The 13,582-nt window shown below is 54.9% G+C and carries 14 protein-coding genes; 2 read left to right on the plus strand and 12 right to left on the minus strand.

All coding sequences use genetic code 11. The features are described 5' to 3' along the window. Positions 1-72 precede the first annotated feature (72 nt). Positions 73-1,389: a helix-turn-helix transcriptional regulator gene (locus tag ABD796_RS29560; protein ID WP_344915202.1), complete on the plus strand. Its 1,317-nt coding sequence runs from the start codon at positions 73-75 to the stop codon at positions 1,387-1,389. Next, a complete protein-coding gene (locus ABD796_RS29565) occupies positions 1,376-2,200 on the plus strand; it encodes a WYL domain-containing protein (protein WP_344915204.1) in 825 nt (274 codons plus the stop codon). Before ABD796_RS29560 ends, ABD796_RS29565 begins: the two co-directional genes overlap by 14 nt. Here ABD796_RS29565 and ABD796_RS29570 read toward each other — a convergent pair. The 12 genes from ABD796_RS29570 to ABD796_RS29625 all read right to left on the minus strand — a co-directional run bounded on the left by ABD796_RS29570 (position 2,195) and on the right by ABD796_RS29625 (position 13,578). Beyond that, on the minus strand, positions 2,195-2,761 hold the full coding sequence (locus ABD796_RS29570; RefSeq protein WP_344915206.1) for a bifunctional transcriptional activator/DNA repair enzyme AdaA: 567 nt from the start codon (positions 2,759-2,761) through the stop codon (positions 2,195-2,197). The genes ABD796_RS29565 and ABD796_RS29570 overlap by 6 nt on opposite strands. Positions 2,762-2,886: 125 nt before the next feature. Next, a complete protein-coding gene (locus ABD796_RS29575) occupies positions 2,887-3,492 on the minus strand; it encodes a protein kinase family protein (protein WP_344915208.1) in 606 nt (201 codons plus the stop codon). Then, entirely contained in the window at positions 3,489-4,016 is a 528-nt protein-coding gene (locus tag ABD796_RS29580) for a DinB family protein (protein ID WP_344915210.1), read from the minus strand. The genes ABD796_RS29575 and ABD796_RS29580 overlap by 4 nt, the downstream gene beginning before the upstream one ends. Before the next feature lie 149 nt (positions 4,017-4,165). Then, positions 4,166-5,350 carry a bis-aminopropyl spermidine synthase family protein gene (locus ABD796_RS29585; RefSeq protein WP_344915212.1) on the minus strand — a complete coding sequence of 395 codons (1,185 nt, stop codon included), beginning with the start codon at positions 5,348-5,350 and terminating at the stop codon, positions 4,166-4,168. Positions 5,351-5,812: 462 nt separating this feature from the next. After that, entirely contained in the window at positions 5,813-6,625 is an 813-nt protein-coding gene (locus ABD796_RS29590) for a metallophosphoesterase (protein WP_344915215.1), read from the minus strand. Then, on the minus strand, positions 6,622-7,602 hold the full coding sequence (locus tag ABD796_RS29595) for an ABC transporter ATP-binding protein (RefSeq protein ID WP_344915217.1): 981 nt from the start codon (positions 7,600-7,602) through the stop codon (positions 6,622-6,624). Before ABD796_RS29595 ends, ABD796_RS29590 begins: the two co-directional genes overlap by 4 nt. After that, positions 7,599-8,582: an ABC transporter ATP-binding protein gene (locus ABD796_RS29600; protein ID WP_344915219.1), complete on the minus strand. Its 984-nt coding sequence runs from the start codon at positions 8,580-8,582 to the stop codon at positions 7,599-7,601. Before ABD796_RS29600 ends, ABD796_RS29595 begins: the two co-directional genes overlap by 4 nt. Before the next feature lie 13 nt (positions 8,583-8,595). Continuing rightward, positions 8,596-9,414 carry an ABC transporter permease gene (locus tag ABD796_RS29605; RefSeq protein WP_344915221.1) on the minus strand — a complete coding sequence of 273 codons (819 nt, stop codon included), beginning with the start codon at positions 9,412-9,414 and terminating at the stop codon, positions 8,596-8,598. Positions 9,415-9,419: 5 nt separating this feature from the next. Next, positions 9,420-10,364, minus strand: a complete 945-nt coding sequence (locus tag ABD796_RS29610; protein ID WP_344915223.1) for an ABC transporter permease — start codon at positions 10,362-10,364, stop codon at positions 9,420-9,422. Positions 10,365-10,378: 14 nt separating this feature from the next. Next, a complete protein-coding gene (locus ABD796_RS29615) occupies positions 10,379-11,941 on the minus strand; it encodes an ABC transporter substrate-binding protein (protein WP_344915225.1) in 1,563 nt (520 codons plus the stop codon). Positions 11,942-11,962: 21 nt separating this feature from the next. Next, positions 11,963-12,697: an MBL fold metallo-hydrolase gene (locus ABD796_RS29620; protein WP_344915227.1), complete on the minus strand. Its 735-nt coding sequence runs from the start codon at positions 12,695-12,697 to the stop codon at positions 11,963-11,965. A 23-nt stretch (positions 12,698-12,720) separates the two neighbouring features. Next, positions 12,721-13,578 (minus strand): MurR/RpiR family transcriptional regulator, encoded by an 858-nt coding sequence (locus ABD796_RS29625; RefSeq protein WP_344915229.1) that lies wholly within the window; start codon positions 13,576-13,578, stop codon positions 12,721-12,723. Positions 13,579-13,582 lie beyond the last annotated feature (4 nt).

The following is a 13,582-nucleotide window of genomic DNA, read 5'->3' on the forward strand; positions in this document are numbered from 1 at the left end:
CGCCATATCGCCCAATTCCTTCCCCTCCCCTGTTACAATGAAGGAGACACTTTAGGGGAACGGGGGATACCGGTGGCAAAGGAAAGCTTCGATAAAGAAATCCAATTCCTGCGCATGGTTGCGCTGACAAGCGGCGCCTTCAGCAGACAGCAATACGCGGAGCGGCTGGGAATCTCCGTCCATACGTTCGATAAAACGATCCGGCGGCTTAAAGAGATTTCCGGCTCCATGTACCCAAGCGCGCCGCAAGAGCAAGGAAAAGCATTCCCGGATACGCTGCGGTTCAGCTATTACGACTCCGCCGACCCGGCTCTGCTGTTTCTGTTCCGCGCCAAATCCGTCAAGGAATCGGAAAGCCATAGGGTTGCGCTGCTGCTAAGCGCCATGAACGAGCAAGCCTTGACCGCAATGGAGCTGTTGGACGTATGCTGCGCCGGGCTGCCCTCCGATCTGCCGTTCCCCGACGAGAAGACCGTCCGGTCGGATCTCAAATATTTGGAGGAGGTCGGCGTCATCAGGCGGGAACTGGGCGCTCGCCCGTTTCGCTACCGCGTCCGGAACGAGCTGGTGCGGGAGCTATCGGACGAGGAGCTCGTCGATTTGTACGATTTTGTAGACGTGATGGCCAACACGCAAATTCCATCGGTGCAGGGCTACCTGCTGCGCGACGGGCTCCGGAAGCATCTGCTGCGAAACCAGACGGAGAAACAGGCGGCGGAGCCGTTTTTATATAAATACCAGTACTACACCCGGATTTTGGGCGAAGCGCACTTGTTCACGCTATGGAACGCCATCCGGCAGCGCCGGAAAATCCAGTTCGTCTATTTCTCTCCAAAATCGGAGAAAAGCTACGCCTCAAAAAATACGAATCCTTTATTCGAACGGGACAACGAAGGCCATGCGGAAAAGACGCTTCCGCTTAAAGTCGTCTACGATCATCAATATGGACGGTGGTATTTGCTTGCTCACGGTCGGATGGGCATCCGCAAATACCGGATGGAAGGCATGACCCAGATCGAGGAAGACGAGCCGGTGGACGAGAATTGGTTCGATGCGAAGACGATCGAGCTGGAAGAGAAAATCCGCTACAGCTGGCTGATCGACACCGGCGGACCGGTAACGGTGCGGGTAAGGTTTTACAACCCCGATCCCAGCCAGGCGGAATCCAACTTTGTGAAGGAAAGGGTGCTGCTGCAAGGACAATGGGGGCAGATCGTGTCGGAAGACGAGCATTCCTTTCTATATGAAATCACCGTGAACGGGACGACGGAAATCAAGCCGTGGCTGCGAAGCTTCGGTTCGAGCTGCGAGGTCGTGGAGCCTGTCCATCTTCGCCGGGAGATGATCGCCGAATGGAAGGAGCTGTTGGCTTACTATGAATCCGTTTGAGAAAATATTCAATTACCAGATCATCTCCCGTCTGGAGGATTCCGGTACATTTATGGCGACCTCCCACGAACGGGCTTGGCTCAAGGCGATGCTGGCGCATCCGGCGGCGGAGGAAGCGTTCGCCCCGGAAACGTTGACCAAGCTGCGCTTGATTCTCGAGGCGGACGCGGCGATGGAACCGGCCGGCCATCTGATCGAAAAAGCGCGAACGGCGGAAAGGCAGGTCTATCACCCGCTGTTGCGTTCGCTGCGCCGGCATATTCTGAACAAGCAAGGTATCCGGATCACATATAGGCTTCGGGCAGGAAACATCCAAGAGGAGCAGCTCGGAGTGCCTTACAAACTGGAATATTCGATGGTCAAACGAGAGTGGTATTTGCTCTGGCACCATATGCGGCGCAAAGCGTTTATGAGAACGAAACTGAAAACCGTCCTGGCCGTCTCCGCGGAAGCCATCCGGCCGGCGGAGGCGGACCGCATTCTCCGGAACGTGAGCCGTCTGCTCGACTCCCGTAAAACCGAAGTGTTGCTGGAAGTCGTTCGCGAATACAACACAGAGCTGTCCCGCATTCTTTACGCCCTCTCCAGCTTCGAGAAGGATGTCGAATACGAGACGGAGCAGGAGCAATACACCATCCGGGTGTATGTGCCTGGTGACGAAAGCGAATATTTGCTTTCCAAAATCCGTTTTCTAGGGAAACGCGTGCGCGTCGTGGAGGGCGATTATTTGAAGAAACGAATGCTCGAAGCAGCGATGAAAGCTTTAGCGCGCTATGGGGTCGCTCCGACCGATGAGGAGCCGCCTTTATAATAAGCTTCGTTGCCCATTCCGGTACTCAGTGGGAGACAGGCCCGTTCTCCGGCAAAACCACGAGGTGAAATGCGAAGGACTGCTGTAGCCGACAGCGGCCCCGACCTCCGCAACGGCTTCGTCCGTTTCCACCAGCAGCTTCTGGGCGTGTTTCAAGCGGACGCGTTCGGTTTTTTCCGCGGGGGAATATCCGGTCACTTGCTTGTACACCCGCTGCAGATGGTAAGGGCTTATAGCCAGTGAAGCGGCTAGCATCGACAACGTCAGCTTGTCAGAGTACTTTTTCTCGATAATCGCGTCCACCTGCGCGGCAAGAGCCGCATCCGGCCGAAGGGGACCATTCTCTTCCGGCTTGCATCGCTTGCATGGCCGGAATCCCGCATGAAGCGCCCCTTCCAGAGAATCATAGAACGTCACGTTGCCGGCCAGGGGCGTCTTGGCCCGGCAAGTAGGCCGGCATACGATCTTCGTCGTCTTGACACCCGTATAATAAACGCCGTCATAAGTCGGCTCGCGCTTGACGACCGATTCATACACCCGGTTAAATAACTGTTGTTCCATTAGGCTCACCTCGTTCTCCAAGTATAAGCCAATCCCCGCTCCCTTAGTAGTCCGCCCGAATAGGACAGCAATATCCCGACATCTTTCGGCACCGTTTTATTTAACCCCTTTAATTTCCTGGGAAATCAACAAGAGATTGCAGCGTCTCCCCCCCGCCTGAAATAACGATCTATATGTTCTTGCAGAAGAACATGCTCCTTATTCTTGAGCAACTCGATCGTTTTAGCCGTAAAATTCCAATTCAGACAGCCGGATAAGCCCTCGATGTGAGATTTTTTAGGAAAAATCGCAGTCTCGAACTTGGCAGACAGGTTGTGCAGGACTTGGGCAAATGAGCCGAATTTTTCGGCTACCTGTTCGGTGCAGCAGGTAATATGCTTGCCTTCCATCCATTGGAAGAGCACGACCCTCCATGCTTTGTCGCCCTCCGTAATCCGTGTAAACAACTCTCCCGCTGACGTCGGTACATGATTCATAAAAGGAATGCCAGCTTGAACAAGGTAGTTACCGAAGCGGATTTGCTCCGTTAATACTTCATCCGTTAGTTGTACGAATACGTCTGTTTCATACCGTTTCTCGCGCATCAGTCTGGCGGAATAAGCATGATCGTCTACCCGAACTTTGAAATGCAGGTCTCCGTGCCAGCTGTCGGATTGAATTTCTTGTTCAACCGAAAGACGGTCCGGATTTAACCCATATTGTCCAATCGCCTTATGGAGTAGTTGCTTCATCTCGGTTTCAATATGCCCAAGTAAGCCGTCCAGGGGCCGACGTCCGTTCGGTAGCGCTCGGCCATGACCCGGACGATTTGCGCCGTGTGCGTTAAATCATGAATAACCCACGTAGAAAGCAGCTCTCTTAGCTTCACGATGCCGAATGCAGGATGCAGCCCGGTCCGTTCCAGATCCCTATCAGGGTCAACCTGTTGCTTCAGCAGGGCAATATTGTGCGATCGGATCGTTTGAAAATCAAGTAGCTTTTGTCCAAACGACCGTTCCGGTCCGGCATTCAAATGAGAATAACGGTCGAATGGAGGGAACGGCTTGCTTTCCCCTTCCTGAAGAAGAAATTCCAGCCTCGGTATCCAGTTCGTTCGCTCCGCCTCGATGAGGTGCTCGATCACCTCCGTGACATTCCATGTCCCTTCGCCTTCGTTGCACAGCAGCCACCCCTCGGATAAACCAGACAGAAAATGACCCAAGGTTGCTGGCGTACGCTCCAGAACCTCAATCGCTTCTTCCATACGAAACTGCATAGAGCTGCTGCTCCTTTCTGCGTTTACTTTGTTCTCACGCACTCCTTTTAACTATATCATAAACCAGTCGGCCTCCAGCCGGAGCGGATTTCAACGACTCGTAAATCCTGTGGAGGAGGCCGATTGCCAGACGGCACCCATCCAGACGGCTACTTCCGTTCCTTGTCGCCAGATACGGACTTCTTTTCTACCATATCAAACGTATCATGGCCGCAGGCAGGGCAGCCTTGATTTTTGAGCTGCTCGATAGTAGCCAGATCCCCTTGTATCCCGACATACACGGGCTTTGAGCATTGCTTGCATTGATACGTGCGCAGCGTTTGTCTCACCTCTCCCGTATACAGGGCGTCTGTAAAGACTCCTTGATGCTCCGGTTCCGTCTGGTCGGTCGTCCGAAGGATAAACATTTGACTTCGATTGGCGATCATTTCCGCTCCCTCATATTCGTTGAAACGCGGGAAATTGGCGCAGACCGTCAGTCCCATTCGGACAAACTCCCGCTGCATGGCCAAGGCAAACTCCGGCGACTTATGCGCAAAGGATAAGAATACCGGCAGTCCCTTTACCCGCTTCAATGCCTGAATGCCTCGCGACACGAACAAGCTCATCCCTTGGAGCGTATAGGGAGGATCGGTGAACACACCATCAAACTGCCCGCGCCATTGCTCCGGCAGCGGCTCTCGAAAGTCGACGGAATGACATTGCACAGGCAGTCCCCGTTCTTTCGCAATATCTGTAATGAATCGGACAAACCTTTCATCGATATCCATCACTTCCACCCTCGTAGCGGTATGGTTGCCACCCGGGAACAACCGCTGCAGCAGCAAACCGATCGACACGCTTACCAAATCGTCATCGCCTACGCACAAAATACGCTTCCCGATCAGAGCATGCTGCTTCAGACAAAGAATGGCCCGGCGCAGGCTCGTTTCCGGCGTACATTTGGACTGATCGATACGAACATCCACGGACGGCCGCAGCGGAAAAAGCGTCTCCAATACATCCAGAATATCGCGGTATTCCCCTTCCTCCTCTCCTTGATGGAGCAAGGCTTGATGAAGCGAACGATTCAGCCCGCCATACCCCCATTCCCGCTCGATCCAAGCCGATCCATCCGGCGTACATCGGACGCCCCGATCCTGCACCAGCGCTCCGGCCTTGATGAATTCCCGTTTGACGGCGGCGGCCACGGGAACGGGCAGCAATGTTTTACGCGCCAACTCTTTCGTGGATATGCCGGGAAGCAAATAACATTCGATCAGCAATTGCTCCATAACCTGAGTGCCTTCTTGCAGTTCCAGATGCTCGCTCGCTTGTTCCATGTATGATTTCACTTTTATCCCTCCGAGTGCGTTATTTGTCTTCGTCCCTCTTGACTAACATCCGTCGATCCCGACATATCATCACTCCTCCGTTTTAGACGCAAAAAAGGACAGGGAATGAACATACGTCATCCCTGTCCTGTATCAAGTTGCCTAAAAAAGCGCCGTTAAACAACAAAAATCCGCACTGAACTCAGCACGGATTTGGGCGCAATAGCATAGGCATCCCCTAAGGATTGGTTATCTCCGCTGTTCTTAACTAATTCCGAAGCTTTCAAATACCCACGAGCAAACAAACCCCTGCTATTTCAGCAGTTGGCTCGCCCATCGGACTATTGAAACCTTCTTCTATGGAATTTGATTAGTTAAGAACGATCCCCGACATAAACTCTCTCCTCAGTGGAAATATGTTTAATCTTATTACAACTCTTCTGCGGAAGTCAAGCGAGCAACATCAAACGATCATAACCGATGCTACAGGGAAATGGTTTGCAGACAGTCGCGAATTTCTTCGACCGCCGACGCCTTTCGCCATTCTTTGCGATACCCCAAGCAAGCGCAGACCAGTTCCGTCCCCTGATCGGCAAATTTTTTCCGATAATGAACGTGGCCCATAATGCCGTAACGAACGCCGTAACGCCGGTACAGGTCAGCATACTCCTCGCTGCCCAGGAATGCGTTGAAGTAACGCCACTGGGGATGGGGCATCGGCACTTTGAAATACGGATGAGTCAGCATGTGCGTAACCATCACGACCGGTTTCCCTTGATGTTCCGCCAAATCCCGCTCGATACGCTCGTAAAAATACCGGTGAATGTCTTTGTTGCTCATCCCCCACTGCACATAAAGGCTATCCTGCCACGTTCGGTCCATCGCGTGCATCCGTTCGAAATCCTCGAACGAATATTCCGGCTCGCCCATCGTGTAATCATACCAACCGGAGTTCCCGATCACCACCCAGCCGTTTGCAAGCTCGTAAGGCTTCTCGCTCAAGCATCCTTCGAACGTTTGGAACTGCCGGTAAATGTCCCACGTATCCCGAATGCCGTTGTCTTTGCTCCAGTAATCGTGATTGCCGGGAACGAACAGAACGGGATAATCGCACCGTTCCTGGAGCTCATGCAGGACGGCGAGACTGCGGTTCGCGTCGTTGGAAATATCTCCGGCGATAATGAGGCCGTCCAGTCCCTTCTCGGCGGCGACCTCCAGCAGCGCTTCTTCGATCGGCGGCTCGCCGGCAAGCTCGTTAAGATCCACATGCAAATCGGATATGACGCCTAGTTTCACGGTTTATCGTTCGCCTCCTCGTATAAATGGCAGCTTACTTCGCGGCCGGGGCCTACGCGTCTTAACTCCGGAACCACGTTGCGGCATACGTTCGTCGCGAGCGGACACCTCGGATGAAACGCGCAGCCGCTTGGCGGATGAATCGGGCTCGGCACTTCGCCTTGAAGCGTCGTCCGTTCCTTCCTCTTCTTCACATCGGGAATCGACGAGAACAACGCCCGCGTATACGGATGGAGCGGCTCCGCTCCCGCCTCTCCGGCTTCGAAAATTTCCACCATTTTGCCCAGGTACATGACGCCTACCCGGTCGCTTATATATTCCACGACGTTCAGATCGTGGGAAATGAACAAATACGTCAAGCCCCGCTTCTGCTGCAGTTCTTTGAGCAGGTTCAAAATTTGCGATTGCACGGATACGTCAAGCGCGGACACCGCCTCGTCGATGACGATGAACTTGGGCGACAGCACCAGAGCGGCAGCGATTCCGACACGCTGCTTCTGCCCGCCGCTTAGCTCATGCGGATAGCGGCTCGCATAGTCGGGATCGAGCCCGACCTGCTCCAGCGTCTCGGAGACGATCCTTCTTCTCGTCAGCTTGTCCCCGACCCGATGGATGATGAGCGGCTCTTCGAGAGTCCAGCCGATCGTCTTCTTCGGATTCAAGGAGGAATACGGGTCTTGGAACACGATCTGGATGTCCCGCCGAAGCGACTTCATCTCGCTCCCCGACAATCCGCCGATGGGGCGGCCCCGGTACAAAATATCTCCTTGCGTTTGCTTCACGAGCTGTACGAGCAGTTGGCCTGTCGTCGACTTCCCGCAGCCGCTCTCGCCGACCAGCCCGAAAATTTCACCTTCGGCGATGTGGAAGGAAATGCCGTCTACCGCCCGCAAAACGTGTTGCTTCTCGAACAGCCCCTGCTTCGGAACGGGGTAATGCTTGGTCAGCGAGCTTGCCTGGATGAGTGCCTCGGTCATACCGCCCTCCCGCCGTCCGCATACAGGTGGCACCGTACCCGGTGTTGGGCCCCTACTTGCCATAATGCCGGAGCAGCCGACTTGCACGTGTCCGAAGCGCTCGGACAACGTCCCGCGAACGGGCATCCGGCCCCCCGATCGGTAATAGGGGGGACCCGGCCGGGAATCGTGTAGAGCGGACGGCCTCTCTTGTCGGCGCTTGGCAGCGACTGGAGCAGCGCGGCCGTATAGGGATGCTTGGGATGATCCAAAATCTCTTCTACCGAAGCGTCCTCCACGATCGTTCCGGCGTACATGACGATCACCCTCCGGCACACTTCGCGTATAACCCCGAGATCGTGCGAGATGAACAAAATCGCGGTTCCCGTCGATTCGTTCAAGTCCCGCAGCAAATCCAATATTTGCGCCTGGATCGTCACGTCGAGCGCCGTGGTCGGTTCGTCGGCGATCAATAGCTTCGGCTTGCAGATCAAAGCCATCGCGATCATAATCCTTTGCATCATGCCTCCGGAAAGCTGGTGGGGATAATCGTTATACAATCGCTCCACCCGGGACAGGCCGACCTTCGCCATCATGTCCATTGCCAACCTTTTTGCCTCCGGCTTCGAGACGGATAGATGGGCCATCGCCATCTCGGCGATTTGCTTGCCGACCGGCATGAGCGGGTTAAGCGCAGACATCGGATTTTGGAAAATCATCGATACTTGCTTGCCCCGCACCGTACTCCATCCTTCCCGGGACGACGCCTCCATAGGACGGCCGTCCAGCACGATCCCGCCTTTGGTCATCGCCGCGGTCTCGGGCAGCAAGCCCATCACGGACAAGGACGTCAAGCTTTTGCCGCATCCGGATTCCCCGACGATGCCGACCGTTTCCTTCTCTCCGACCTGGAACGTAATGTGCTGCAGCGCCGGATACGTTCTCTTCCCGATCGTAAACGCGACTTCCAAATCCCGCAGCTCCAGCAAAGCGTTTGCCATGAGGACTGTCCCCCTAACCCTTTTTGTCGAAAACGTCTCTTAATCCGTCTCCCAGCAGATTGAATCCGAGCACCATCGCCGTAATGACCGCGCCCGTAATTAGCACGTACCACGGAGCGTTCACAATGAACGGCTGCGCCTCGCTCAGCATGCGGCCCCAGCTCGGATCGGGCGGCTGTACGCCAAGCCCCAAGTAACTCAGCCCGGCTTCGGCCAGAATCGATCCGGAAAACCTCAGCGAAGCGGCCACGATAAGTGGCGACGTAATATTCGGCAAAATATGGCGGAAAATGATGCGCGCCGGCCCCGCCCCTCTCGCCACCGCCGCTTTGACGAAAACGAATTCCTTGTATTGAATAAATCCGCTGCGGGCGATTCTGGAAAACGAGGGGATGCTCATTACGCCAAGAGCCACGATCGTGTTGCCCAGCCCGGGGCCGAATACGGAGACGAGCATAATCGCCAGCAAAATGCCGGGAAACGCCAGCTTCGCGTCGATGATCCGCATCAATACTTCGTCCAGCCATCCTCCCGCGTATCCGGCGATCGCGCCGATGAGCAAGCCGAAGACCAACCCGATCGCCACGGACGTAAAGCCGATCAGAAAAGCCGTCTGCGTTCCTTCCATAATCCGGCTGAAAATATCACGCCCGAAATTATCCGTTCCCCACCAATGCGCAGGTTGAGGAGCGGCCAGGCGCAGCGACGTGTTCATCTCGTTGGGTGCATAAGGGGTGTAGAACAGGCTCGTCACCATAAGCGCCAGGAGCAGAGCGATCAGACTCGCGCCGATCAGCATCGGCTTGTTGCGGACTAGCAGTTTCCATTTCATCTCGTTCACCTTTTCAGTCGAATGCGCGGGTCTATGACCATATAGAGAATGTCGACGATAAAATTGATGCAGACGACGATGACCGCAATGTACAGCACCATCGTTTGCAGCAGCGGCAAGTCGCGCGTGCCGATCGAGGTGATCAGCAGATTGCCGAGCCCCGGCAGTGCAAACACATTTTCCACGACAATGCTCCCTCCAAGCGTATCGGCGATGAGCAAGCCCACAATCGTCAGCACCGGAATGAGCGAGTTGCGCAATATATGCCGGTACATGACGATGTTTTCGCGCAGCCCCTTGCTTCTGGCCGTACGTACGTAATCCATACGGGATTGATCAAGCAGCGTATTGCGCAAATACCGGATCACGACGGCGATGCCGGGAATGGCGAGCGCCAGCGAGGGCAGGAACAACGATTGGAACGCCCTCACCGGATCTTCGCTCCACGGAACGTAGCCGTAAGTCGGAAACCATCTGAACGTAACGGAGAACAGCAAGATCAGGATGAACGCCAGCCAGAACGACGGCACTGCAAGCCCCAGTTGGGTAAACATCGACAGCAGCAGCGCCGAGAACTTGCCGTCCTTCCTCGCGATATAGATGCCGAGGGGAACTCCCAGGAGCAGAGTGAGCCCCACGGATATCAGCGCGAGCGACACCGTCACGGGCAGACGTTCCGACACGATGCTTTTAACCGGACGGTGGTAGCGGAGCGATTCGCCCAAATCCCCGGTTGTCGTATCCTTGATCCAGGACAAATAGCGTTCCCCCGCCGGGCGTTCCAGCCCCATCGTCTTGCGCAGCTCGGCGAGCTGGTGCGGGTCTGCATCGACGCCGAGCACGATCTGGGCAGGGTCACCGGGCAATATTTGAAAAACGAGAAAGGTAATGACCGACACAAGCAGCACAGTCGAAGCTAAGGTGGCCAGCTTCCGGATGTAGTATCTCACCTAACCGCCCCTCGTTACTTCGTGTAGTACATAGCTGCAAAATCGTATTTCTGAATCGGGAACATTTTAAAGCCGTGCAAACTGTTCTTCATCGCCACCGAGCGGCTCGGATCCATAATGTATACAGCAGCGGCTTGTTCGGTCAGGATCGTTTGCGCTTCCTTGTACAGATCGGCCCGCTTGCTTTCGTTAATTTCCAGCCGGCCGCGATTGACCAGATCGTCGAATTGGCTATTGCTGAATTTGAAGAAGTTTTTGGAGTACGTCGTTTCGTAACGTCCCAGCACCTCATGCGGATCGAGCTTGCCCGTCAAGCCGACGATCGTCGCTTCATACTTCGCTTTGTTGTACACGTCCTCCAACCAGCTGCTCCACTCGATTTGCTTGATCGTCGCTTGAATGCCTACGACTTTCAATTGCTCGGCGATGACTTGGGCCGTGTCGACATGGAACTTGTAGTTGGACGGAACGGTAATCGTCAGCTTGAAGCCGTTCTCTAAGCCCGCTTCCTTCAGCAGCTTTTTCGCTTGCTCGGTGTTCGGCGCGTAACGCGTGTCCAGTCCTTCCTTGTAGTACATTTTCATGGCCGGGCTCATATTCGAACCAAGCTTGACTCCGTTGCCCTCGGCTACCGTTTTGATAATGACGTCCTTGTCGATCGCGTAGTTGATCGCCTGGCGAACTTTAATGTTGTTAAGCGGCTCGACCGAATTGTTGAGCGCCAGAAGCTGAACCATGTTTTGCGGGCCGGATACGATATCGAACCCGTTCCCGAGCTGGAGCGCCCCTTGTGAGGAAATGCCCGGCACCATGTCGATATCTCCGGATTTCAAAGCGAGCACGGAGGCGTTCGGGTCCGGCATGAACTTGAATTCCACGCGGTCGAGCGTCGGTTTATGCTCCTTGTCGTAGAAGTTCTCGTTTTTCTCCAAAACCAGCTGCTGACCCGGCGTATACGCCGCGAATTTGAACGGGCCCGCGCCGATCGGCTTCGAGCTTTGTTCCTCGTAGTCCTTCGGAACGATCGCCACGATATTGGCGGCCAGGAACGCCGCATCCTTCGCTTTAAGCTTTACGACTACGGTATAATCGTCCGGCGTGTCGATCTTCTCGATGGCGGCAAACTTCGAGGAGAGCGGCGCCTTTCCGTTCAGACCGGATAATTTCGCATATGAGTAATAAACGTCCTTCGAGGTCAGATCCGCCCCGTTATGGAACTTGATGCCTTTCTTCAAGACGAACGTATACGTCAAGCCGTCCTCGGATACCTTGTACGATCCCGCCAAAGCCGGAATCAGATCGCTGTTCTCTCCGCCTTCGAAGAGGCCGTCGAACACGTTGTCCATCATCGAGCCGGTATCGGTCGCTGCGGACAAGTAGGGGTCCAGATTGTCCGGCTCGGTCGACATGGCTACCCGCACGGTGCCGCCCTGGACTTTCTCGCCCGATGCCGAAGAGGTTCCCTTAGCCGGAGCGGCTGGAGCGTTATTGTCGCTTTTGCTACAGCCGGCCATAACCATCGATGCGATCATCAGAGCGGAGAAGCCGACTACGAACGTTTTCCTAAGCTTCAACAAGAGAAAAACCCCTTTCGAATCTCAAATGTGGACTTGCATGCCGCAATAAGCCAATCGGATTGGTCCTGCATAATGCCGCGAAGCTTCCTCGGCCAACTGGGTAAGCTCTCCGTAATGGGGGAAATGCGTCAAAATCGCTTGTCCCACCCCGGCCAGAGCCGCGATCTTCCCCGCTTCGCCTGCCGTCAAATGCCATTCCATCTTGCCCGCCTGCCAGTCGTAAAAGCTGCTTTCGATTAACAAAACGTCAGCCGACCGGGAAAAATCGATAAGGGCTTGGCAATATCCGGTGTCTCCGGAATAGACGAACGTTTTGCCTTCTTGCGAAGTCAGCTTGACCGCGAAGCAGGGGATATCGTGTACCGTTTCGGAAAATTCCAATTTCACCGAGCCGATCGTTAGCACCGTGTCGGCGTCGATCGAATGGACGCGGACGTAGTCCGGGTATTCGAAAGCGAAACTGCCGCGTTCCTCGCCGTTTACGTAAATGTCGAGCGGCTTGCTCCGCTTGCCGATCTGCATCAGAATGAGAATGGCAAACTCCAAGCTATATACGTCCGCGATATGATCGGCATGCGTATGGGTCAAGACGACGGCGTCCAGCTCTTCGAGCGGGCAATGGTTTTGCAGCCGGGACAATACGCCGCTGCCGCAATCGAGCAAGATTTTGCCGCCTTCGCTTTCCACCAAATAGCCCGAGGTCGCTTCGTTTTTCTCGGGGTAAGCTCCCCAACAGCCGATTACCGTAATATTCATCCGAGTATCCTTTCCCGCGGGAATTATTTCGACCGATTCATCCACTCGAAGTTGTCCTGAAACGCCTTGAACATCAGCTCCATCTTCTCGATATTGAGCTTGACCCGATCTTTTTCCAGATGGGAGATTTCATTGATGAGGGCGTTCACCACCGATAGCGATGCCGTATAGGAATCGAGAAATCCGGTGGATTTGCATGCCGCGAAAAGCGATAAATCCGCCAGCTTCGCAAACGGGGACAGCCCGGAATCGGTAAGCGCGATCACCTTCGCACCCTGCTCCTTGGCCAGCGTCGACACCTTCAACGTGCGCGAGCAATATCTCGGGAACCCGCATGCAAAGACGACGTCGCCGGGTTTCAGGTAAGACGCGTACTCCGCAACGCTTCCTTGGGGAATCAACTCGCAATTGCCCAGCATATATTTCAGGACAAAGCTGAAAAACGAAGTGACCGATAGCCCCATCCTCCAGCCGGCGATCCAGATCCGGTCCGCATCCAGCAGCATCCGGGCGGCATTGCGGATCTGCGCCTTGTCCGTCCACGCCATCGTTTCCTGAAGGTTCTCGATCTCCTGCACGAAATGCTTCTCGATCCAGGAATCTTCCTGATAGCTCGTCGAGTGCAGGAAATTGTTGACGGCGCGTTGGTCTTTCAGCACGTGGCGACGCAAATCCTGAAGCATGCCCGAGAAGCTCGGGTAAGACAAAGCCTGTGCCAGACGGTGCACGGTAGCCTCGCTAACCCCGGATTTGCCCGCGATTTTCTGAGCCGACTCCATGACCGCATCTTGCATGTTCGCTTGAATGTAATGCGCCACTTTCTTCTGCGCGACGCTCAAGGCGTCAAACTGTTCTTCAATTCTCTCCGCAATCGTCGACATTCGC

Source organism: Paenibacillus hodogayensis, from assembly GCF_039536325.1.
GTDB lineage: Bacteria > Bacillota > Bacilli > Paenibacillales > NBRC-103111 > Paenibacillus_AB > Paenibacillus_AB hodogayensis.